Annotated in this window: 6 protein-coding genes and 1 pseudogene; 2 read left to right on the forward strand and 5 right to left on the reverse strand. The window is 68.7% G+C overall.

Annotation, left to right across the window (positions count from 1 at the left end; all coding sequences use genetic code 11):
- From ACFWF2_RS23175 to ACFWF2_RS23190, 4 genes and pseudogenes are all read right to left on the reverse strand, one after another.
- A pseudogene (locus ACFWF2_RS23175) lies at nucleotides 1–669 on the reverse strand (hypothetical protein); the annotation flags it as partial.
- 74 nt (nucleotides 670–743) lie between these two features.
- On the reverse strand, nucleotides 744–1,787 hold the full coding sequence (locus tag ACFWF2_RS23180) for an ATP-binding protein (protein ID WP_379309530.1): 1,044 nt from the start codon (nucleotides 1,785–1,787) through the stop codon (nucleotides 744–746).
- Nucleotides 1,784–2,485 carry a response regulator gene (locus ACFWF2_RS23185; protein WP_379309531.1) on the reverse strand — a complete coding sequence of 234 codons (702 nt, stop codon included), beginning with the start codon at nucleotides 2,483–2,485 and terminating at the stop codon, nucleotides 1,784–1,786. Before ACFWF2_RS23185 ends, ACFWF2_RS23180 begins: the two co-directional genes overlap by 4 nt.
- Nucleotides 2,486–2,552: 67 nt before the next feature.
- Nucleotides 2,553–3,794 (reverse strand): cytochrome P450, encoded by a 1,242-nt coding sequence (locus tag ACFWF2_RS23190; RefSeq protein ID WP_379309532.1) that lies wholly within the window; start codon nucleotides 3,792–3,794, stop codon nucleotides 2,553–2,555.
- 151 nt (nucleotides 3,795–3,945) lie between these two features.
- Here ACFWF2_RS23190 and ACFWF2_RS23195 point away from each other — a divergent pair, with 151 nt between their 5' ends.
- Both ACFWF2_RS23195 and ACFWF2_RS23200 read left to right on the forward strand, forming a co-directional pair.
- Nucleotides 3,946–5,583, forward strand: a complete 1,638-nt coding sequence (locus ACFWF2_RS23195) for a GMC oxidoreductase (protein WP_379309533.1) — start codon at nucleotides 3,946–3,948, stop codon at nucleotides 5,581–5,583.
- Between the two features lie 189 nt (nucleotides 5,584–5,772).
- The gene (locus ACFWF2_RS23200) at nucleotides 5,773–22,866 is read left to right on the forward strand and encodes an amino acid adenylation domain-containing protein (protein WP_379309534.1); all 17,094 of its coding nucleotides are present in this window, start codon (nucleotides 5,773–5,775) and stop codon (nucleotides 22,864–22,866) included.
- Here ACFWF2_RS23200 and ACFWF2_RS23205 read toward each other — a convergent pair.
- Nucleotides 22,827–23,507, reverse strand: a complete 681-nt coding sequence (locus tag ACFWF2_RS23205) for a TetR/AcrR family transcriptional regulator (RefSeq protein WP_379309535.1) — start codon at nucleotides 23,505–23,507, stop codon at nucleotides 22,827–22,829. The two genes, ACFWF2_RS23200 and ACFWF2_RS23205, sit on opposite strands and share 40 nt — an antisense overlap.
- Nucleotides 23,508–23,511: the final 4 nt, after the last annotated feature.

Here is a 23,511-nt window from a genome sequence, read left to right on the forward strand (position 1 = left end):
GACATCGGCTGACCCCTCGACAGCCGATGTCGACGCGGCATCCTGAGCGTTGCCAGCGGGATTCTGCGCCGCGGCCTGCACCTCCGCAGTAGCCGCACCTGTCGTCCCGGTCGCCACGGCTGTCTGCGCGTCGCTGTCGGGTGCTGTCGGTTCAGCAGCAGATGAGTCCGCTGGATCGGTCACCGCGAGGGCGGACGTACCTGCCGCTGTGCTGTCGGCTGACTGCGGGTTCCCCGTGGCGGCGGCCGTTTCGGCAGCCGGTTCCGCTGCATTGCCGCTGACGGTGTTGCGGGAGCGGGCGCGGTAGTCGACGACGCACAGGGCGCCGGCGATGACGCCGCCGGCCAGGAGCCAGCCGATGCCGGGGCGGTCGACCGGAATCACTGTCGCGCCGACGATTCCGGCCACGGCGGCGGCGGGGAGGACACCGGCCGGTCGGGCGACACACTGCCAGCGCTGTGGGGTCGGGGGTGGTGGCGGAGGTAGTGGGGGCATGGGGCGTACCGGGGACGTCGTGGCGGCGGCCTGCCAGCCCGCGGTCCACGGCTGTGGTGTGTCGGTACTGCTCTGTCCCGCAGGCGATATCGTGCCGGGGGCGGGCTTCTCGGCAACGGTGACTGCTGGTTCCGGTCCGTCGGGTGTTCGCGGGGTGGCGGGCTTTTCGGTCATGATGTCCCCTCACATGGGTGTGCTGGATCGTCCCGGGACCTGAGGTCCGGGATGGTGTGCCTGGAGCGGTCGGATCAGTCGGTGGGCAGGACGACGCGGATGCGGGAGCCGGGGTCGGCGACGGCGATGGTGCCGCCGTGCAGGTCGATCACCCAGCGGGCGATGGCGAGGCCGAGGCCGGTCCCGCCGCCGTCGGTGCGGCCGCCCCGGGTGAAGCGGTCGAAGACGGTGGCGCGGTCGGCTTCCGGGATGCCGGGACCGTCGTCGGAAATCTCCAGCACGGTCGCCCCCGGCACGGTGTGCGCCCAGACCCGGACCTCGCCGCCCGCCGGGCCGTGCCTGGCGGCATTGTCGAGCAGGTTGAACAGCACCTGGTGCAGCCGGGCCCGGTCGGCGTGCACGGTGGCGTCGGCCGGTTCGATCGAGGTGGTGAAGCGGACACCGCGACCGAGCGCGGCCGTCATCACCTCGGCCTCGGCGATCACCTCCGCCAACAGCGGTGCGAGCGGCAGTTTTTCCCGGTCCAGCGTGAACGCGCCCGCCTCGATGCTGGACAGATCGAGCAGCTCGGACACGAGCAGGCCGAGCCGTTCGGTCTGCGCCAGCGCGGTGCGCAGTGTCGCCGGATCGGGTTCGCTGATCCCGTCGACGATGTTCTCCAGCACCGCGTGCAGCGCCGTCACCGGCGTCCGCAATTCGTGGGAGACATTGGCGATGAGGTCGCGGCGCTGCCGATCGGCCGCGGCCAGATCCGCCGCCATCTGGTTGAACGCGGTCGCCAGCTGACCCACCTCGTCACGGGAACTGGCCCTGACCCGGAAGCTGTAGTCGCCGTGCGCCATTCGCCGCGCGGCCGCGGTCATCTCGCGCAGCGGGCGGGTGATGCCGTGCGCGAGGAACTGCGAGGTGATCAGCGCGATGATCATCGCGGTGAGCGTGGTGAACGTCGGCAGCCAGCCGATCCGCAACCAGAAGTAGGCGAACGCCACCGCACCGGAACAGACCATGAGCACGGCCAGCTTCAGCTTGATCGAGCGCAGCGGGTCCAGCGGTCGCGGCATCCGGTCGGCGACCCGATCGAGAAACCTGCGCGGCGCCTCGCCCGCCACCTCGCTCATCGCGCGTCCAAGGCGTAGCCGACACCGTGCACGGTGCGGATCAGATCGGCGCCGAGTTTGCGGCGCAACGCCTTGATGTGACTGTCGACCGCGCGGGTGCCCGAGGCGTCCGACCAATCCCAGATGTCCTCGAGCAGCCGCTCCCTGGCCAGCACCGCCCGCGGCCGTTGCGCGAGACGGGTGAGCAGATCGAACTCCAGCGGGGTCAGCCTGGCCTCGGTGGCGCCGCGCCAGACGCGCCGCTCGTCGAGGTCGATGCGCAGATCACCGACGACGATCGCGCTGTCACCGCGCTCGGCGGCCCGCTCGACCCGCCGCAGCAGGGCGTGCACCCGGGCGGCGAGCACCCGCATCGAGAACGGTTTCGTCAGGTAGTCGTCGGCGCCGACACCGAGCCCGATCAACTGGTCGGTCTCGTCGGTGCGCGCGGTCAGCATGAGCACCGGGACATGCCGGTCGGCCTGGATGCGCCGGCATACCTCGAGCCCGTCGAACCCGGGCAGCATCACATCGAGCACCACCAGATCGGGTTCCCCCGCGGCGGCCGCTGCCACCGCACCCGGACCGTCGTGCGCCAGGTCGACCGCGAACCCCTCGGCCCGCAACCGCGCCGCGACCGACTCGGCGATCGTCACCTCGTCGTCGACGACGAGGATCCGCCGCGCGGGCTGTCCTGACCCGCCCCCACTGAATTCCATGGTCAGACCCTAGCGAGCGGGTGTGGAGGGTTGCGTCGCCAATTGTGGAGATTCTGTGTGCAGCGCGCTAGGCGGCATGCAGCATGGCGGGCATGGAGCGGTAGCTGTTCAGGTTCACCAGGCCGCGCGGGATCGGGGGGCCGTCCAGATGCAGGTCGGGGTAGCGCTCGAAGAGGGCTCGCAACGCGATGGTGCCTTCCAGGCGGGCGAGGCTGGATCCCAGGCAGCTGTGCACCCCGCCGCTGAACGAGAGATGTTCCGCGGCATTGGGTCTGGTCACATCGAATCGTTCGGGCTCGGCGAAGACGGTGGGGTCCTTGTTGGCGCCCGCCAGCAACAGCAGGACAAAGGAACCGTATTCGACGTGCTGATCGGCGATGTCGATGTCGGAGCTCGCGATGCGGCCCGTGATCCGGATGGGACCGTCGTAGCGCAGGATCTCCTCGACCGCGCCCGGCCACAGCTCCGGCCGCTCCATCAGCATTTCCAGCTGGTCCGGATGTCGTGTCAGCAGGGCGATTCCGTTGCCGAGCATGTTCACCGTCGTCAGGAATCCGGCGTCGAGCAGCAGGGCCGCGTTGGCGACCTGTTCGCGGTGGGTGAGCTCGCCACCGGTCACCAGCGTGCTGAGCACGTCGTCGCCCGGGTCCTCGGTGCGCCGGGCGATCTGCTCGTCGAAATACGCCTGCCCCTCGGCCATGTCCTCGACGGCGCGGCGGAAAGTGGCCCAGGTCAGGCCTCGGTCGAGCAGCGGCGCACCGGTGTCGCCCCACCGCAGCAGGGTGGAATGCATGTCGTCGGGCAACCCGAGCAGCTCGGCGATGATCGCGATGGGCAGCCGCTCGCAGAACTCGTCGATCAGATCCGGTCGCGGCGCCGATTTCATGCTGTCGAGCAGGTCATCGGTCACTTCGACAACCCGCTCCCTGAGCTTGGCGATCGCCTTCGGCGCGAAGGCCTGTCCGACCAAGCGGCGGTAGACGGTGTGTTCCGGCGGATCGGTCACCAGCATCGAGGGAGGTTCGGCGAGGTTGGGAAGTTCCAGATCCGTCTTGGTCAACACCCAGCGCATCAGCTGCGGCAGGGCCTGATTATTGGGCGTGACCACGCCGAAGCGGCGGTCCCGCAGGATGAGCTTGCAAATTTCGTGGTCCGCGGTCACGCGCACCTTCGAGACGGTGGGCATCCGGCCCAGCTGCCGGATCTCCTCGATGGAGCGCGGCGCGCCGCGCCCGCGATCCGGTCCGGCCAGGATCTGCGCGAGGGGATCGCCGCGCCGCAACGCCATCAGGAGATAGGTCCGAGTCATGCGATGGACAATCAGCCACCGAAACCATGCGCGCGTCAACATCGTCGTCACCTCCCACGCAAGATCTCCCCATGGTAGAGCGCCTCAGGCACGGTTGGCTAATTCTCGGCTAGCCTGAATCGGCAAGCCTTCAGCTCAGGTGAGGTGCACCATGGACAGGCGCGGATTCATCAAAGGTGTCGGCCTGGCGGCGACGATGCTGACCACGGGCACGTCCACGGGCACGTCCGCGGCGTGGGCGCAAGACTACGGCCTCGGCCCCCATGCCTTGGTGTACCGCGCACTGGTGCCGGAGATCTTCGCGCCGCTGCCGGATCCGGCCGACCATGTGCCCGCGATCGTCATCGGATCGGGATTCGGGGCGTCGATCGCCGCGCTGCGCCTGGCCCAGTCCGGGACCGAGGTCGCCGTGCTGGAGCGCGGGTCGCGCTGGCCGAATGATCTCTGGCGTGACATCTTCGCCGTCGATACGTTTCCGGACGGCCGTGGCTTCTGGCAGCGCACCGCCTTCACCGCCGTGACCGGGAGGCCCATCGCGCTCGATCCGTTCGGCGGGGTCCTCGACATCACCGATTACCCGGGCATCGACGTGTGGCGCGGTGCGTGTGTCGGCGGCGGCTCGGTGGTGTTCACCGGAGTGATGGTCGAACCGGAGCAGCGGTTCTTCGACCAGGTGTTCGGTGGTGTGGTCGACTACCGCGAGATGCGCGATGTCTACTACCCCAGGGTCCGGGAGACCTTGCGGCCGAGCCCGATACCCGACGATCTCTACCACTCCATCGCGTTCGCGCACGCGCGAGCCTGGGACGGGCAGGTCCGCACGGCGGGCTATACGCCGCAGCGCATCGATGGCATGTGGAATTGGCACATCCTCCGCGACGAGCTGGCCGGAAGGTCGTTGCCGTCGGCGACGGTCGGCTTTTCGAACCTCGGCAATTCCAACGGCGCGAAGTTCGATCTCAACCAGAACTACTTGCGCTACGCCGAGGCCACCGGTCGTGCCCGGATCTACCCCGGACACCGGGTGGACGCCATCGCGCACCAACCGGGCGGGCCGGGTCGTTATGTCGTCAGCGTGACCAAACTGGCACCTACCGGAGAGGTGCTCCGAACCCGGACGCTGACCTGCGACAAGCTGTTTCTCGGTGCGGGCTCGATCGGCACCTCCGAGCTGCTGGTGCGCGCGCGGGACACCGGCGCGCTGCCGAACCTGAACGAGCACATCGGCGAGGGCTGGGGCAGCAACGGCGATGTCGGCTTGGCCCGGCCCCTGACCTCACTCGAGGTGGGCACCCAAGGCGCGCCGTCCACGAGCCGGATTCTGGACGAGGCGGGCGCACCGGTGTCGCTGGAGAGCTGGTTCATCCCCGGCGCGCTGCCGTTCGACGTCGGCACGCTCGCATCGCTGGGCATGGTGCTCGACGACACCCGCGGCCGGTTCGTCTACAACGCGGCCGACGGCCGGGTGAACCTGCAGTGGCCGCCCAACGGCCAGGCGGGCTACCTCGCGCGAGCTCAGGAAGTCAACGACAAGATCGCCGCGGCCTGCCACTGCGTGCCCATCGGCCCGCCGGTCGCGAGCGGGGACGCCTCGTTCACCTCACATCCGCTGGGTGGCGCGGTGATCGGACGCGCGACAGACGGATACGGCCGGGTAGTCGGCTATCGGGGCCTGTACGTCATGGACGGGGCGGCGGTGCCCGGTAGCACCGGAACGGTGAACCCGTCGTTGACGATCAGCGCGCTGGCTGAGCGCAATATCGAGCAGATCATTGGTTCGGGGGAGTAAAAGCGACCGTGAGTGTTGCAGATGCACCCTGCAATTGGGCGTCGAAGTAATTGCAGTGGGGTATCGAAGTCGCGCTGCATATCGCTTTCGTAAATTTATTCATTACTTCGCGGTCAGGATCGTCGGTCCGGGGTACACGGCGGCCGATCAGTCGGCTTACACTGGCGCGGTGGGTTCTGGAGGCCGCTGATGACCACTGCGCGACAACAGTTTCCGTCAGACCGGGGTAATCGGCCGGTGCCATTGTCGGCGGGGCAGCGGGGGCTGTGGCTGGCGCAACAATGGAGCCCGGACGTGCCGATATGCGAGGCGCAGTATCTCGAGTTCCATGGGGATCTGGATCTCGAGATACTGCGTACGGTGTCGATTCAAACGGGTTACGAATTTCAATCGGGTTATTTGCGGCTGGTGGAGGTCGACGGAGAGCCGTATCAGTTGTTCGACCCGGCATTGGCGTCGCGGGGGCCGCTCATCGATCTGCGTGGGGAACCGGATCCCATGGCGGCGGCCTTGCAGTGGATGCGCCGGGAGTACACCACACCGTTGGATATGACCAGGGACCGGTTGGTCGCCTGGGTGGTCGTGCAGGTCGGGGATCGGCATTTCCTCTGGTACCTCAGGGTTCACCACGTCGCCGTGGATGGTTACGCCGCGATGACGATCGTGAACCGGGTCGCGGCGCTGTATACCGCGGCGGTGGAAGGCCGGACAGCCGAGCCGAATCGGGCGGCGGACCTGCGCACTCTCTACGAGGCCGACCGCAGTTACCGGGAGTCGACGCGGTTCACCAGCGACCAGGCCTATTGGGTGGACAGACTCGCCGATGTCGAGCTCGAGTCCAGCCTGGCCGTCGGGTCCGCCCCCGCGAGCGCGGACAGTGTGGTCGCGAAAGCCGAACTGCCCACCGTGACGGTGGGACGGATCGGTCATTCCGCGGCACTGCTGGAGGCGACCCCGGCCGCGGTGGTGATCGCGGCATTCGGGACCTATCTGGCCCGGATGACCGGCCGGGACGAGGTCGTGGTCAATATTCCCGTTTCGGGGCGCACCACCGCGGTATTGCGGCGGTCCGGGGGAGTGTTCGTCAACGTTGTGCCGCTTCCGATCGTGCTCGGCCCTGGGGACACGGTCGCGTCGCTGGTGCGGCGGGTCCAGGCCGACCTGATAGGGGCCCTGCGGCATCAGCGCTGCGGCCTGGCCGACATTCGCGCCGCCGCGGGGAGCAACGGGCAGCGGCGTTTCGCCGGCCCGGTGGTGAACGTGATGTTCTTCCCCCAGGAACTCCGGCTCGGGTCGATGACCGCGGAATTCCACATACTCAGCTCAGGCCCGGTCGACGATTTGCTGGTCGACGTGTATCAGACCGGAGACCCGCCGGAGACGATCCTCCACTTCCTGGCCAACCCCAACCGCTACACCGAGCCGGAACTCTCCGCACATCACACCGGATTCACGGAGTTCCTCGACGCGTTCGCGGACGCCGCGCCGGACACTGCCCTCGGGCAGGTGCATTCCGAGAGCGCGCGCCACGGCGCCGGGATACGGCGCCGACGCGAGGATCTGGCGTACTGGCGAGCCACGCTCGCAGATCTTCCCCTGGAACTTCGGCTGCCGACCGACAGGCCGCGGCCTGCTGTGCTGTCCACGCGGTCAGCCACTGTCGACTATCCGGTCGATGCCGGGTTGCTGCTGACGCTGGAAAGGTTTGCGCGGCACTATCGTTCGTTGCTGCCCATGGTGATTCAGGGCACGCTGGCGGTGCTGCTCGCCCGGTTGAGCGGTACGACCGATATTCCGATCGGCATGCCGGTCGCCGAGCGTGGCGGAGCCGTGCTGGTTTTGCGGACCGAGATCGATCTCGATGAATCGTTCGCCGATCTGCTCGGCCGGGTCGGACAGGTCGATCTGGATGCCTTGGAGCATGCCGATGTCCCGTTCGAACAACTGGTGGACGACATCGCTCCGCAGCGGTCGCAGTCCCGGCATTCCGCGTTCCAGGTGCTGTTGGCATTCCAGAATCCGGATCGGGAGGAGTTGCCCGATGAGGTGACTCCACTCGATCTGCGAATTGTGCTGTCGGACAACCACGATGGTGGCGGGACGGCGGTAGCGATCAGCTACGCCACGGATCTGTTCGACCAGGCGACGATCGATTCTCTGATGCGCCGGTGGATTCGGATACTCGAGTCGGTGACCACCGATCCGACGGTGCCGGTCGGGATGATCGAAGTCCTCGAGCCCGCCGAGCGAGCAGATCTGTTGTCACGCTCCGGTGCACCGACCGCGCCGCCGACCACGCTGGCCGACTTGCTGGCCACGGCCGTTGCGCATGATCCCGAGGCCGCGGCCATCGTCTTCGATGGGCAGCGGCTGAGCTATGCGGAGCTGGACGCGCGTTCGAATCGATGGGCCCGGCTGCTGATCCAGCGTGGTATCGGCCCCGAGGATGTTGTCGCCATCGGTATGCCGCGTTCCCCTGAATCCGTGCTCGCGGTGTGGGCTGTCGCGAAATCGGGAGCAGCGTTCCTGCCGATCGATCCGACCCACCCCGGTGAACGCATCACGCACATGCTGGCCGATTCGAAAACCGCGATCGGCCTGACGGTTTCGTCGGTGCGAACTCGGCTGCCCGGCACCATCACCTGGTTGACACCGGAGGATCTCGACGAGGGTGAGAACCTTCCCGTCGCCGGCGGTGACCGGGTGCGCCCGCTGCGTGTCGACGATATCGCCTATGTCATCTACACCTCCGGCTCGACCGGGCTGCCCAAAGGTGTCTCGGTCACCCATCGCGGACTCGGCAACTGCGCCATCGAGCACCGGAATGCGATGCGCATCGAATCCGATTCCCGTACTTTGCATGTGGCCTCGCCGAGCTTCGATGTGTCGGTACTGGAATTGCTGCTGGCTTTGTGTGCCGGCGCGACGATGGTCATCGCACCCCACGATGTCTACGGCGGCGACGAACTCGCCGCACTGCTCGATCGTGAACAGGTCACCCACGTCCTCATCACACCCACGGCATTGTTCACCATCGACCACACCCGCTGGCCGCTACCGGATTTGCGGTATCTGCTGGTCGGTGGCGAGAACTACGGCAGCGAACTGGTCCAGCGCTGGAATGGCAGCCGTAGCGTGTTCAACGAGTACGGGCCCACCGAGACCACTATTGCCGCGACGATGTCCGCACCGTTGGTGGCGGGCGAGCTGGTCACGATCGGTAGCCCGATTCGCGGTGTCTCGCAATGGGTGCTGGGTCAGCGGTTGCAACCGGTACCGGTCGGGGTGGCGGGCGAACTGTATGTCGCGGGACCGCTGCTGGCCCGTGGATACCACCGCCGCGCCGATTTGACCGCCGAGCGTTTCGTCGCGTGCCCGTGGATACCTGGTGAACGGATGTACCGGACCGGTGATGTGGTCCGGTGGACGGCGGATGGGACGATTCAGCATCTGGGCCGATCCGATTTCCAGGTGAAGATTCGTGGTCTGCGCATCGAGCTCGGCGAGATCGATGCCACGCTCGCTGCCCACGAGACGGTCGATTTCGCCACGACCATCGGCCATCACAGCGAGTCCGGTGCCACCTCGCTGGTGTCGTATGTCGTTGCCGCGCCGGGGCGTTCGATCGATACGAAGGCCCTCACCGAGTACCTCGTCAGCCGGTTGCCGTCCTATATGGTTCCGGCTTCGATCATGGTGCTGGAGCGGATTCCGTTGACGCCGGTGGGCAAGCTGGACCGAAAGGCATTGCCGGATCCGGTATTCACCGACCGCAAGCCGTTCCGGGCGCCCGAGACACCGATCGAACGCATGATCGCCGAAGCTTTCGCCGACGTGTTGAGAATCGACGCGGTCGGCCTCGACGATTCGTTCTTCGCCCTCGGCGGCGACAGCGTGGTCGCGACCAGAGTGGCAGCACGACTCGGGGCCACACTGGATACCGAGATTCCGGTGCGGGTGTTGTTCGAGGCCCCCACGGTAGCCGCGCTCGCGGCCCAGATAGCGCAGTATTCCGGCACCGGGCGACGACGCCCACCGCTGATCGCCGGGCCCCGCCCCGATCTCGTGCCCTTGGCTCCGGCCCAACAGCGGATGTGGTTCTTCAACCAGTACGACACCAGTTCGGGTGCCTACAATGTGCCGATCGCCATCCGGCTGCGTGGCGAGCTGAACGTCGACGCCCTGCGATCGGCCATGGTCGACGTGCTGCGCAGGCACGAGTCTTTGCGGACGCGGTACCCGGATCACGACGGAACACTGATCCAGCTGATCGAACCCGCCGACGAGGTGGAGCCCGAGCTGGCACTGGTCTCGGTGTCGTCGAGCGAACTCGACGCGGCGATCACCGAATTCGTGGCCGCAGGCTTCGACGTCAGCGTTCGGGTGCCGGTCCGTGCCCGATTGTTCCGTGCCGCCGGGAGCGAGGAGCCCGTCTACGTACTGGCCGTCGTGGTGCACCACATCGCCGCGGACGGTTTCTCCATGACACCGCTGGCTCGCGACGTGACGACCGCGTACACCACCCGGATCCGCGGCGAAATCCCTTCGTGGACACCGCTGTCTGTCCAATACGCGGACTACGCGCTGTGGCAGCGAGCGGTCCTCGGTTCGCCCGACGATCCGGAATCGCTGTCCGCCCGGCAGATCCGATATTGGACGGCGATGCTGGACGGAGTCGCCGAGGAACTTCGTCTACCGGCTGACCGGCCGCGGTCGGCGGTGGCCTCCCATCGGGGCGCCACCATCGGCTACACGGTCGATGCCGAGGTGATCCAGGCATTGGAAACGCTCGCGCGGCAACACAATGCCTCCCTGTTCATGGTGATCCACGGCACGCTGGCGGTGCTGCTCGCCCGGTTGAGCGGCACCACCGATATTCCGATCGGCACACCGGTCGCCGGACGCGGCGCGGCCGAACTCGACGACGTGATCGGCATGTTCGTCAACACCCTGGTCTTGCGGACCGAGATCGATCTCGATGAATCGTTCACCGACCTGCTCGACCGGATCAGGCAGACCGATCTGGATGCCTTCGGACACGCCGACGTTCCCTTCGAACAGCTGGTGGATCGACTCGCTCCGCACCGCTCCCCGTCCCGGCACCCACTGTTCCAGGTCATGCTGGCATTCCAGAATCTGGAACAGGTGCGGCTGACGTTGCCCGGTCTCGACGTCGCAGTGCTCGACCTGCCCAACGAAGTGTCGCGCTTCGACCTGCAGCTGGTGCTGTCGGACAACCACGTCGGCGGCGAGATGGCCGTGGCGGTCACCTACGCCACGGATCTGTTCGACCCCGGCACGATCGATGCTCTGATGCAGCGGTGGATCCGGATACTCGAGTCGGTGGCCACCGATCCGACGGTGTCGGTGGGGGCCGTCGAGATACTGGACTCCGCCGAGCGAGCCGATCTGCTGGCACATTCCGGTGCGCCCATGACGACGCCGACCACGTTGGCCGACTTGCTGACCGCGGCTGCCGCACGGGATCCCGACGCCATCGCGATCGTGTTCGAGGGGCAGCAGCTCAGCTATCAAGAGCTGGACGAGCGTTCGAACAGATGGGCCCGGCTGCTGATCCAACGCGGTGTCGGTCCGGAGGATGTTGTCGCGATCGGGATGCCCCGTTCCACCGATTCCGTGCTCGCGGTGTGGGCTGTCGCCAAGTCGGGCGCCGCGTTCCTGCCGATCGACCCGACTCACCCCGGCGAACGCATCACGCACATGACGGCCGATTCGAAAACCACAATCGGTCTCACGGTAGCCGCGGTACGCGCGCAATTGCCCGACGATATCGAGTGGTTGACACCGGAGGATCTCGACGAGGGGGAGAACCGTCCGGTGCCCGACAGTGACCGGGTGCGCCCGCTGCATGTCGACGATATCGCCTACGTCATCTACACGTCCGGCTCGACCGGGCTACCCAAAGGTGTCGCGGTCACCCATCGCGGACTCGGCAACTGCGCCACCGAGCACCAGATCGCCCTGCACATCGATTCCGATTCCCGGACTTTGTATCTGGCGTCGCCCAGCTTCGATGTGTCGGTCCTGGAACTGTTGTTGGCGACGTGCGCGGGCGCGACCATGGTCATCGCACCCAGCGATGTCTACGGCGGCGACGAACTCGCCGAACTCCTCGACCACGAACACGTCACCCACGTCCTCATCACGCCCACCGCACTGTCCACCATCGACCACACCCGGTGGCCACTGCCGGATTGGGGACACCTGGCAGTCGGTGGTGAGGACTACGGCACCGAGCTGGTCGAGCGGTGGGGCGGCACCCGCGACATGGTGAACGAATATGGTCCGACCGAGGCCACGATCACGACCAACCAGAGCGCGCCGTTGGTGGCGGGGGAGCTGGTCACGATCGGTAGCCCGATTCGCGGGGTGTCGGAATGGGTGCTGGATCAGCGGCTGCAGCCGGTGCCGGTCGGGGTGGCGGGTGAACTGTATGTCGCGGGGCCGCTGCTGGCGCGTGGATACCATCGCCGGGCGGCGCTGACGGCCGAGCGTTTCGTCGCGTGCCCCTGGATGCCTGGTGACCGCATGTATCGCACCGGTGATGTGGTCCGGTGGACGGCCGATGGGACGATTCAGCATCTGGGCCGATCCGATTTCCAGGTGAAGATTCGTGGTCTGCGGATCGAGCTCGGTGAGATCGATACGATGCTCGCTGCGCACGAGACGGTCGGTTTCGCCACGACCATCGGTCATCACCGCGAGTCCGGGGCGGTATCGCTGGTGTCGTATGTCGCTGCCGCACCCGGTCGTTCGGTGGATACGACGACGCTCATCGAGTACCTCGACGGCCGGTTGCCGTCCTATATGGTTCCGGCTTCGATCATGGTGCTGGAGCGGATTCCGCTGACGCCGGTGGGCAAACTGGACCGTAAAGCATTGCCGGATCCGGTATTCGCCGATCACACACCGTTCCGGGCGCCCGGGACACCGATCGAACGCGCGATCGCCGAAGCTTTCGCCGACGTAGTGGGCATCGACACGGTCGGTCTCGATGATTCGTTCTTCGCCCTCGGCGGCGACAGCATCATGTCGATCCAGGTGGTCACCCGAGCCAGGACGGCGGGTGTGGTGTTTTCCGCACGCGACGTCTTCGAGCGCAAAACGGTCGCCGGACTGGCCGCGATCGCCGTCCGCGACAACACCGCGGCGACCGGCCTTCCGGCGGAACTGCCCGGCGGGGGTGTCGGGCCGATGCCGCTGACGCCGAGCATGCGATCGCTGATCGAACGGGCGGAGTCGGGGTTCGACCGCCTCTCGCAGGGAGTAGTGCTGGATCTGCCGGTGGGGATCGACCGGCCGCGGCTGGCGGACGCGGTGCAGGCCGTCCTCGATCGGCACGACATGCTGCGCGCGCGGCTGGGCGCGGCCGACGACGGGAGCTGGACGTGGGAGGTGCTGCCGGTCGGGGCGATTCGGGCCGACGATGTCGTCCATCGGGTGGCGATGGCGGGAAGGCCGGGAAGCGTCGAGTTCCGTGCGTCGGTGTCGGCGGAGCTGGATGCCGCCGCGGACCGGCTCGATCCGGGCGCCGGGACCGTCCTGCAGGTGGTCTGGTTCGATCCGCCCGACGCCGGGGAACCCGGCAGAGTACTTGTGCTGGTGCATCATTCGGTGATCGACAGGGTTTCCTGGCGGGTGCTTGTGGGGGACCTCGCGGCTTCGTCGGCACGGATGGCCTCCGGCGAGCTACCTGACCTGGCCCCGGTCGGGACATCGATGCGCAGGTGGGCGCACGGGCTGGTCGAGGCAGCCCGACGTCCGGAGCGGGTCGCCGAACTCGAACTGTGGCAAGCGATGACAGCCGGGGAAGATCCGCTGATCGGGTCCCGGCCTCTCGACCCCGCGATCGACATGGCTGCCACCACCCGCACGGTCGAAGTCGAAGTCTCTGCCGAGGTGACCGAGGCGCTGCTGACCGAGGTGCCCGCGGCATTCCACGGCAGCGTGGACGACGGACTGCTGGCCGCACTGGCGATAGCGGTGACGACGTGGCGGCGCGAGCGTGCGACGGCAGCCGCCGGCGGCCCGCGCACGGATGTGGTGATCGGTCTCGAAGGGCGCGGTCGCGAGGAAGACGCCGTCCCCGGCTCGGATCTGAGCCGGACGGTCGGCCGGTTCTCGACGAGTTACCCGATGCGCCTGGATCTTTCGGGCATCGATCTCGACGACGCGGGTGCCGGTGGCCCCGCACTGGGCGCGGCGGTCAAGTCCGTCAAGGAGCAGCTGCTGGCGGTCCCGGATCACGGAATCGGCTACGGCTTGTTGCGGTACCTCGACGACGAGACCGGACCGATACTCGCGACTCTGCCGACGCCGCAGATCAGGTTCGACTATGTCTCCGAAACAACGCCGTCGGCCGGATGGATGCCGATGGACGATCTCACCGGTGCACAGAATCCGGATACGCCGGTGTCGACGGCGCTCGACATCCACGCCGCCACCGTCGACAGCGAGGGCGGGCCACGGTTGCGGGCGGTCTGGTCGTATCCCGCGGGGGTGCTCACCGCCGACGAGGTGCGCGAGGTGGCGGAATCGTGGTCCCGGGTACTGACCGCGCTGGCGACACACATCCACCGCGCCGGGACCGGCGGCCGCACGCCGTCGGATCTCGAGGTGGTCAGGCTCGGGCAGTCCGAGATCGAGCGACTCGAAGCAGGCTATCCGGCAGTGAGCGACGTCTGGCCGTTGACTCCGCTTCAGGAGGGTTTGCTGTTCCATACGCTGGTATCCGAGGATTCGATGGACGCCTACCTGGTGCAGTTGGTCCTCGAGTTGCGCGGTCAGGTCGATCCGGAGCGGCTGCGCCGAGCCGGGCGGGTACTGCTCGACCGGCATCCGAATCTGCGCAGCGCCTTCGTCGCCGACACCGCCGCGGGACCGGTGCAGGTGGTCGATGACGACGCCGAGGCCCCCTGGTCGGAGTTCGACCTGTCCGGGCTCGACGACGAGGCACGCGGTCGGGAGTGGGATCGGCTGATGGCCGCGGACCGGGCGACCCGCTTCGACCCGGCTCGCGCCCCGCTGCTGCGCTGGATGCTGGTCACCACGGGGCCGCAGCGCTACCGGCTGGTGCTGACCAATCACCATCTGCTGCTGGACGGCTGGTCGACGCCGTTGCTCCTCAAGGAGTTCCTGATCCTCTATGCCACCGACGGCGACCCCGCGATACTGCCGGATGTCCGTCCCTATCGGGACTTCCTGGCGTGGATCGCCGGGCGGGACCCGGCCGCCTCGCTCGACGCCTGGACGCGCGCGTTCGACGGCACCGACGGACCGACCCTGGTGGCCCCGGCCGACCCCGGCCGCCGATACACCGGATTGCGTGCGGTGCTCGGCGAACTGACCGAGGAACAGACCGCGGCGCTGACCGACCTCGCGCGGGCCCGTGGCATCACCGTCAACACCGTGATCCAGATGACATGGGCGATCGTGCTGGGCGCGTTGACCTCCCGCGACGATGTGACCTTCGGCGCCACGGTATCCGGACGACCCGCACAGGTCGCGGGCATCGAATCCATGATCGGGCTGTTCATCAACACCCTGCCGGTGCGCGTGCGGCTCGACCCCGCCGAGAGCGTGGGGCAGCTGCTCGACCGGATCCAGGCCGAGCAGGCCGCCTTGCTCGAGCACCACTACGTCGGCCTGACCGACATCGAGCGGGTGGCCGGGCCGGGGACGGTATTCGACACGATCACGGTGTTCGAATCCTTCCCGATCGATCGTGGTGGGCTGACCGCGGACACCGATATCGCCGGCATGCGGCTGGTCGACGTGACCGGCACAGACGGCGCGCACTATCCACTGGGCATTGTCGCGCGCATCGACAACACGCGACTACACCTGGAAATCAAGTACCTGCCCGAACTCTTCGACCAGGACACGATGGCGGCGACCCTGCAGCGGGTTCTGCACGTGATCGGCGCCGCCGTCGCCGACCCGGATCTGCCGCTGGCCCGGCTGGATCTGCTCGCCCCGGCAGACCGCCGGGAGCTGGCGCCGGTGTCGGGTGCTCCGGCGCTGCCGGAGCAGGTGTTGCCGGAGTTGCTGGCGGCAGCGGTGCAGCGGGATCCGGGGGCGGTCGCCGTGGTCTGCGGGGATCGGCGGTGGACCTACGGCGAGCTGGACGCGGAGTCGAATCGGCTGGCTCGCGTGTTGATCGGTCAGGGGGTGGGGCCGGAGGCGAGTGTCGCGGTGGGATTGCCGCGATCGGTCGAAGCGGTTCTGGCGGTATGGGCGGTGGTCAAGTCGGGGGCAGCGTTCGTACCGGTGGATCCGCAGTACCCGGCAGGCCGGGTCGAGCACATGCTCTCCGATTCGGGTGTGGTGGTGGGAATCACCCTGTCGGAGTGGTGTGCTCGGCTGCCCGGGCAGGTGCGGTGGCTGGTTCTCGACGAGCCGGCGTTCGCCGCGGAGGTCGCGGAGGTGCCAGCGGGGCAGGTGACCGATGCGGAGCGAACATCGCCGGTGCGGGCAGGCACCGCGGCGTACGTGATCTACACATCCGGCTCGACAGGTGTGCCGAAGGGGGTGATGGTGTCGCATCGAGGTGTGGCGAATCTGGTGGCCGAACAATGTGCGCGATTCGGCATCGGGCCGAGTGCCCGGGTGTTGCATTTCGCATCACCCAGTTTCGATGTGGCGGTGCTGGAACAGCTCTGGGCGTTCGGGGCGGGCGGGCGACTCGTGATCGTGCCGCCGAACGTCTACGGCGGGGGCGAGCTGGCGCAGATCCTGTTGCGCGAGAAGGTGACCCACACCGTGATGACTCCGGCGGCCTTGGGGACGGTCGATCCGGACGGGCTCGATGACCTCGGCACCGTCGTGGTCGGCGGCGAGGCGCCCTCACCCAAACTGGTGTCGCGGTGGGCACCGGGCCGTAGCTTCTTCAACGCCTACGGTCCGGCGGAGGCCACGATTCTCACCGATGCCGGTCCGCCGCTGGCGCCGGGCGTGGCGGTGACGATCGGCGGACCGATTCGCGGGACCGGGCAGGTCGTGCTCGACGGGTGGTTGCGGCCGGTGCCGCTCGGGGTCACCGGGGAGTTGTATCTGGCGGGCCCGGGTCTGGCGCGCGGTTACCGCAACGCGAGGGGTTTGACCGCGTCGCGGTTCGTTGCCGATCCGTTCGCGGGCCCGGGACAGCGCATGTATCGGACCGGCGACCTGGTGCGGTGGCTGCGGCTGCCGGACGGGAGTCTGGCGCTCGACTATGTGGGCCGGTCGGATTTCCAGGTCAAGATTCGTGGTTTCCGCGTCGAACTCGGCGAGGTCGAAGCTGCTCTGGTGGCCTGTCCGGGCGTGGCCGACGCGGTGGCGACGCTGCATCGGGACCCCGTCATCGGCGATCGGTTGATCGGGTATGTGGAGCCCGAGCCCATCGCCGACCTCGACGCGGCCGCGATCCTCGCGTTCGCCGGCGAGCGGCTGGCTTCGCACATGGTGCCCGCGACCGTCGTGGTGCTCGATACGCTGCCGGTGACGGCGAACGGCAAGCTCGACCGCACCGCACTGCCCGCCCCGGACTTCACGACCGGTCGAGCCGAATTCCGGGCACCGGCCACCGAGGTGGAGACGACGCTGGCGGGACTGTTCGCCGAGGTGCTCGGCATCGACACGGTCGGTCTCGACGATTCGTTCTTCGCCCTCGGCGGCGACAGCATCATGTCGATCCAGTTGGTGACCCGGGCCAGGGCCGCCGGTGTGGCGTTCTCCGCGCGCGAGGTGTTCGAGCGCAAAACCGTTGCCGGGCTGGCCGAGATCGCCGTTCTCGACGACAGCGCGGCGGCAACCGCCCTCCCCGCGGAACTGCCCGGTGGGGGTGTGGGGCCGATACCGCTGACGCCGATCATGTGCTGGATGTTCGAACGCGGCGGCTTCGACCGGTTCTGCCAGTGGGTGCTGCTCACCGTGCCGACCGGCATCGACGCCGCCGGCATCGACGCCACCGTCCAGGCGGTGCTCGACCATCACGACATGCTGCGGGCCCGCCTGCACCCGGAACCCGCGCATCCCTCGGGCTGGGCGCTGCGGGTACAGCCGACCGCGCCGCCCGCCGGCGAACTGATCCGGCGCGTGCCGGTGGACGCGGCGCCCGGCAGCAGCGCCTTCGCCGCGCTGCTCGACGCCGAGGCGAATGCCGCGGCCGAGCGCCTCGATCCCGCGGCCGGGATCACGCTGCAGCTGGTCTGGTTCGACCTGGCGGGGCAGCCGGGCAGGCTGCTCGTCGTCGCACACCATCTGATCATCGACGGCGTGTCGTGGCGGATCCTCATTCCCGATCTCGCCGCGGCGTGGGCCCAGCGCAGCGTCGGTCAACGGCCGCGGCTCGCCCCGGTCGGCACCTCGATGCGCCGCTGGGCGCACGCGCTGGAGACCGCCGCCGATGGCCTCGACGAACTCGACTGGTGGCGGTCCACGCTCGGCGCGGCCGATCCACCGCTCGGTGCCCGCTCGATCGATCCGGCCGTCGACGTGCAAGCCACCGCCGCCACTGTCGAGGTGGCGCTCCCTCCCGCGGTGACCCGCGCCGTCCTCACCACCCTGCCCCGGGCGTTCCACGGCAATGTGGACGACGCCCTCGTCGCCGGGCTCGCCCTGGCGCTGACCCGGTGGCGGCGCCGCCGCGGCGACACTGTCACCGAGACGCTGCTCACTCTCGAAAGCCACGGCCGCCATGACACCGTGCTCCCCGGCGCCGACCTCACCCGCACCATCGGGTGGTTCACCGCCAACTACCCGGTGCGGCTCGACCTGTCCGATATCGACATCGACGACGCGTTCGCCGCCGGGGCGTCCGCGGCGGCGGTCGTCAAGTCGGTCAAGGAGCAACTCCGGCAGGTCCCCCACCGCGGGATCGGCTATGGGCTGCTGCGTTATCTCAACGCCGAGACCGCTGCAGTCCTGCGCGAACTGCCCACCCCGCAGGTGAGTTTCAACTATCTCGGCCGGCTCGACACCACCCCCGCGGCGCTGCGCGATATCGGGTGGGTGCCCGCCGGTGACGACACCGAGGGCGGCAGCGTCCAGAACCCCGACGCACCTGTCGCCGCCCTGCTCGGCGTCAACGCGGTCACCATCGACACCGCGGACGGGCCGACGCTGACCGCCGCCTGGGAGTTTCCGACCGGCCTGCTCACCGCCGCCGAAGTCACCGAGCTCGCCGACATGTGGCGCGGCGCGGTGACCGCGCTGGCCACCCACGCGTCCCGGCCCGGAGCAGGCGGCCTGACTCCCTCCGACCTCGCCCTCGCCGACCTCGACCAGGGCGCGATCGACCAGCTCGAGGCCGGACGTCCGGCGCTGGACGACATCTGGCCACTCACACCGCTCCAGACGGGATTGCTGTTCCACGCCCAGCTCGCCGACGGCACCATCGACGCCTACCTGGTGCAACTGTGGGTGGAACTCGGCGGGCACGTCGACCCGGACCGGCTGCGCCGCGCGGCACAGACGCTCCTCGGACGGCACCCGAACCTGCGGACCGCGTTCCTGCGCACGGGCATCGGCGACGCGGTCCAGGTGGTGCACCGGTACGTCGACGTGCCGTTCACCGAGCTCGACTGGACCGAGCGCGACGACATCGAGGCCGCGCTCGACCAGCTCATGGACACCGACCGCCGCGACTGCTTCGACCTCACCACGGCGCCGTTGCTTCGGCTGACCCTGATCAGCACCGCGCCCCAGCGGTACCGACTGCTGGTGAGCATGCATCACATCCTCGTCGACGGCTGGTCGACGCCCCTGCTGATCCGGGAACTGCTGACCCTCTACGCGGGCGCGGGCGACGCCACGATGCTGCCCCCGGTGCGCCCCTACCGCGACTACCTGAGGTGGCTGACCGCCCAGGACCAGGACGTGGCGGAAGCCGCGTGGGCACGGGCACTCGACGACATCGCCGAGCCGACCCTGCTGGCGCCCGCGGACCGCGGCCGCCGGACCACCGTCGCCGCGCGCGAAGTCCGGGTGCGGCTGAGCGAACAGCGCACCGCCGCCCTGATCGCGGCGGCCCACCGGCACGAGGCCACCCTCAACACCGTCGTCGAAGCAGCCTGGGGGATCGTGCTCGCCACCTCGACCGCCCGCGAGGACGTGGTCTTCGGCACCACCGTCTCCGGGCGTCACCCGCAGATCCCCGGTATCGAATCGATGGTCGGGCTGTTCGTCAACACCGTGCCCGTCCGGATCCGGCTCGACCACCGCGAAACCCTGGCCCAGCTGCTGCGGCGCGTCCAGACCGAGCAAGCCTCGCTGCTCGACCACCAGCACCTCGGGCTCGCGCAGATCCAGCGCGCGGCCGGGCCCGGCGCGATGTTCGACACCGTGACCGTCCTCGAGTCCTATCCGGTGGATCGGGCGGGGCTGTCCGCGGACACCGACATCGCGGGAATGCATGTCCTCGACGTGCACGGCCGCGACGCCGCGCACTACCCGCTCGGCCTCGTCGTCCACCACGACACCCAGGTGCACCTGACGTTCAAGTACCTGCCGGAACTGTTCACCCAGAACCAGATCGACGTCTTCGCCGACCGGATGCTGCGCGTGCTCGACACCATCGCCGAACACATCGACCTCCCGCTGAGCCGGCTGCAACTGCTCTCGCCGGTCGAGCGAGCCACGCTGGTACCCGTTCGCGGCAGGCCCGGCGTGGTCACGTCGGTGTTGCCGCAGGTACTGACGGCCGCGATGACGCCGGACACCGAGGCGGTGGTCTGCGACGGCGTCCGGCTGTCCTACCGCGAACTCGACGAAACCTCCAACCGATGGGCCCGGGTTCTGATCGACGCGGGGACAGGACCGGAATCGTTGGTGGCCATCGCGTTACCGCGCTCTCTCGACACCGTGATCGCCGTGTGGGCGGTCGCCAAATCCGGCGGCGCGTTCGTCCAGATCGACCCCGCCCATCCGCACGACCGGATCACCCGCATCCTCACCGATTCCGGTGCCGCCGTGGGGCTGACACTGTCCGCCCACCGAGAGCTGCTGGCGGACACCACGAGCTGGCTCGCCCTCGACGACCCCGCCTTCGCCGTGGCGACAGCGTCGGCGTCGCCCACCGCGATCACCGACGCCGACCGCACGAGCCCGCTGCGGCCACAGCATCCGGCCTACCTGATCTACACCTCGGGCTCGACCGGGATTCCCAAAGGTGTGCTGGTCACCCACAGCGGGATCGCCGATCTCGCCGCCGAAACGCGGGACCGGTTCGGCCTCACCCCAGACTCGCGCGTACTGGCCGCCGCCGCGCTGACCTTCGACGTCTCGGTTCTCGAATTGGTCAGCGCCGCGGCGGCAGGCGCCACCCTGGTTCTCGCCCCCGCGGCGGTGGTCGCCGGCGCCGAACTGGCCGAGACGATCGCCGCCGAACGCGTCACCCATGCCGCCTTCACCCCGACGGTGCTCGCCTCGCTGCCTCCCGGCGAACTACACACCCTGCGCACCCTGATCCTCGGCGGCGAGACCTGCCCACCAGCCCTGGCCCGGCAATGGATACCGGGCCGCACGGTGATCAACTCCTACGGCGCCACCGAAACCACCATCATGAGCTGCGCCGACGCTCCCCGGACCAGCACCGACGACAGCCCGATGACCTTCGGCGGCCCGACCCGCGGATTCACCGCCGTCGTCCTCGACCGCAGGATGCGCCCCGTCCCACCCGGCGTCGCGGGCGAACTGTACGTCTCCGGACCCGGCCTCGCTCGCGGCTACCACAGGCAGCCCACCACCACGGCGGCCCGGTTCGTCGCCGACCCCTACGGACCACCGGGGACACGGATGTACCGCACCGGCGACCTGGTCACCTGGACCGCCGGCCGGACACTGCACTACAAAGGCCGCAGCGACCTGCAACTCAAGATCCACGGCCACCGCATCGAACGCGGCGACATCGAAGCCGCGCTGCGCAGCCACCCCGACATCACCTACGCCGCCGTCACCGTCCATACCCATCCCAACGGCACCGACCAGCTCACCGGCTACGTCGTTCCCGTCCCCGACACCACACCCGACACCGGCGCACTGACCGGCTACCTCGCGACCCGGCTACCCACGCACATGATCCCCACCGCCATCCTCACCCTCGACCGAATCCCCCTGGCCCCCACCGGGAAACTCGACTACAAGGCCCTGCCCGCACCCGAGCTGGGACCCGCCCGGTTCCGGTCGCCGTCCACCCCGCTCGAGGCCACCGTCTGCGACGCCTTCGCCGGGACTCTGGACATGGAACGCGTCAGCGTCGACGACGGCTTCTTCGCCCTCGGCGGAAACTCGCTGGCCGCCACCCAACTCGTGGCGCGGCTGGTGGAATCGACCGGTGCCGACGTGCCGATCCAATGGGTCTTCACCGATCCGACACCGCAATCGCTGGCCCGCCGCATCGACGCCCGCCTGCGCGGCCTCGACGAACAGGAACCCGGCGACGCACTCTCGGTCCTGCTCCCGCTGCGTGCCGCCGGAGCCGAGCCACCGCTGTTCTGTGTCCACCCGGCCGTCGGAGTGGCGTGGGGTTTCAGCGGACTCGTGCAGCACCTCGACCACGACCGTCCCGTCCTCGGGCTGCAATCTCCGACGCTGAGCGACCCCACCGCACGGTTCGACTCGCTCGACGACCTCGCCGCCCGCTACGTCCGGGAGATCCGGTCCGTCCAGCCGCACGGCCCCTACCACCTGCTCGGCTACTCGCTCGGCGGCACCATCGCCCACGCGATCGCCGTCCAGCTGCGCCGGGACGGCGAATCCGTCGCGACCCTGGCCATGATGGACACCCGCGTCGTCACCGACCGCAGCAGCCGCACTCCCACACCCACCGCCGTCGACCTGCTCACCGAGTTCGGCGGCCTCACCGCCGCCGAGCTTCCCGCCGAGCCCACCCTGGAGCTCGCGGCCGAGCTGCTGCACCGGCAAGGCGGCCTCTTCACCGCCCTGACCCCCGACCATCTGGCGACCCTGCACCGCGACTACACGCGGCTCGTCGACCACACCCGCGACCACCGTCCGGAACTGTTCGACGGTGACCTGATCTACTTCAGCTCCGCCGCGGACGACACCGACGACGGCGCCGCACCGGCTCTCGCCTGGCACGACCACATCACCGGCCGGATCACCGAACACCGCGTTCCCGTCCGGCACGAACGGATGACCGACCCCGACGCACTCCGCGCCATCGGCGTCGCCCTCGCCGAACACTTCAGGCGCGGCGGAGCTGGTTCCGGGGTGAGCGCGGGTCAGGCGTCGCGGAAGAGGCCGGGCAGTTCCATGGCGTAGGCGAGGTCGTCGCGGGTGCCGAGGGTGACCAGCAGGACGCGGATCATGGTGACGCGGGCTTCGGAATCCAGCGCCGGATCGGGATCGCTGCCGGGTTCGGTGCCCGCGGTGAGCCGGTAGACGATGTATTCGCAGACATGCAGGGCCGCGTCCATATCGAGCGGGGCGGGCACAGGGCGGCCCAGCTCACCGAAGGTTTTGCGGACCAGGTCGCGGATGTCGTCGAGGGCGCGCTCGCGGTAGGCCGAGACGGGGGAGCCGGGGTCGTGGAGCTCGGCGAAGAGCGGACGCAGCATCGGGCCGTGGCCGCGAGCCCAGTCCACATAGGCGTCGATCAGCCGGATGCCCAGCTGGACCGGTTCGTCGGTGCCGGTCAGCGCCTGCCGGATCCCACCGACCAGACCGTCGTTGGACGCGGTCAGCACCGCGTGCAGCGGCTCGGTGGCATTGCCGAAATAGCGGTAGAAGGTGGGCCTGGCCAGCCCGGCCTCCTCGATGATCTGGGCGACGCTCAACCCGCGCGAACCGTTGCGCGCGAACACGGCGGCGGTCGCCTCGACGATCCTGGCGCGGACCTCCTCGGCCTGCTCCTGCGTCTGCGGCGGGCGCCCACGGCGCACCGTGGCGGAATCACCGGACATCGCA

The organism is Nocardia sp. NPDC060259, assembly GCF_042728775.1.
Taxonomy (GTDB): domain Bacteria; phylum Actinomycetota; class Actinomycetes; order Mycobacteriales; family Mycobacteriaceae; genus Nocardia.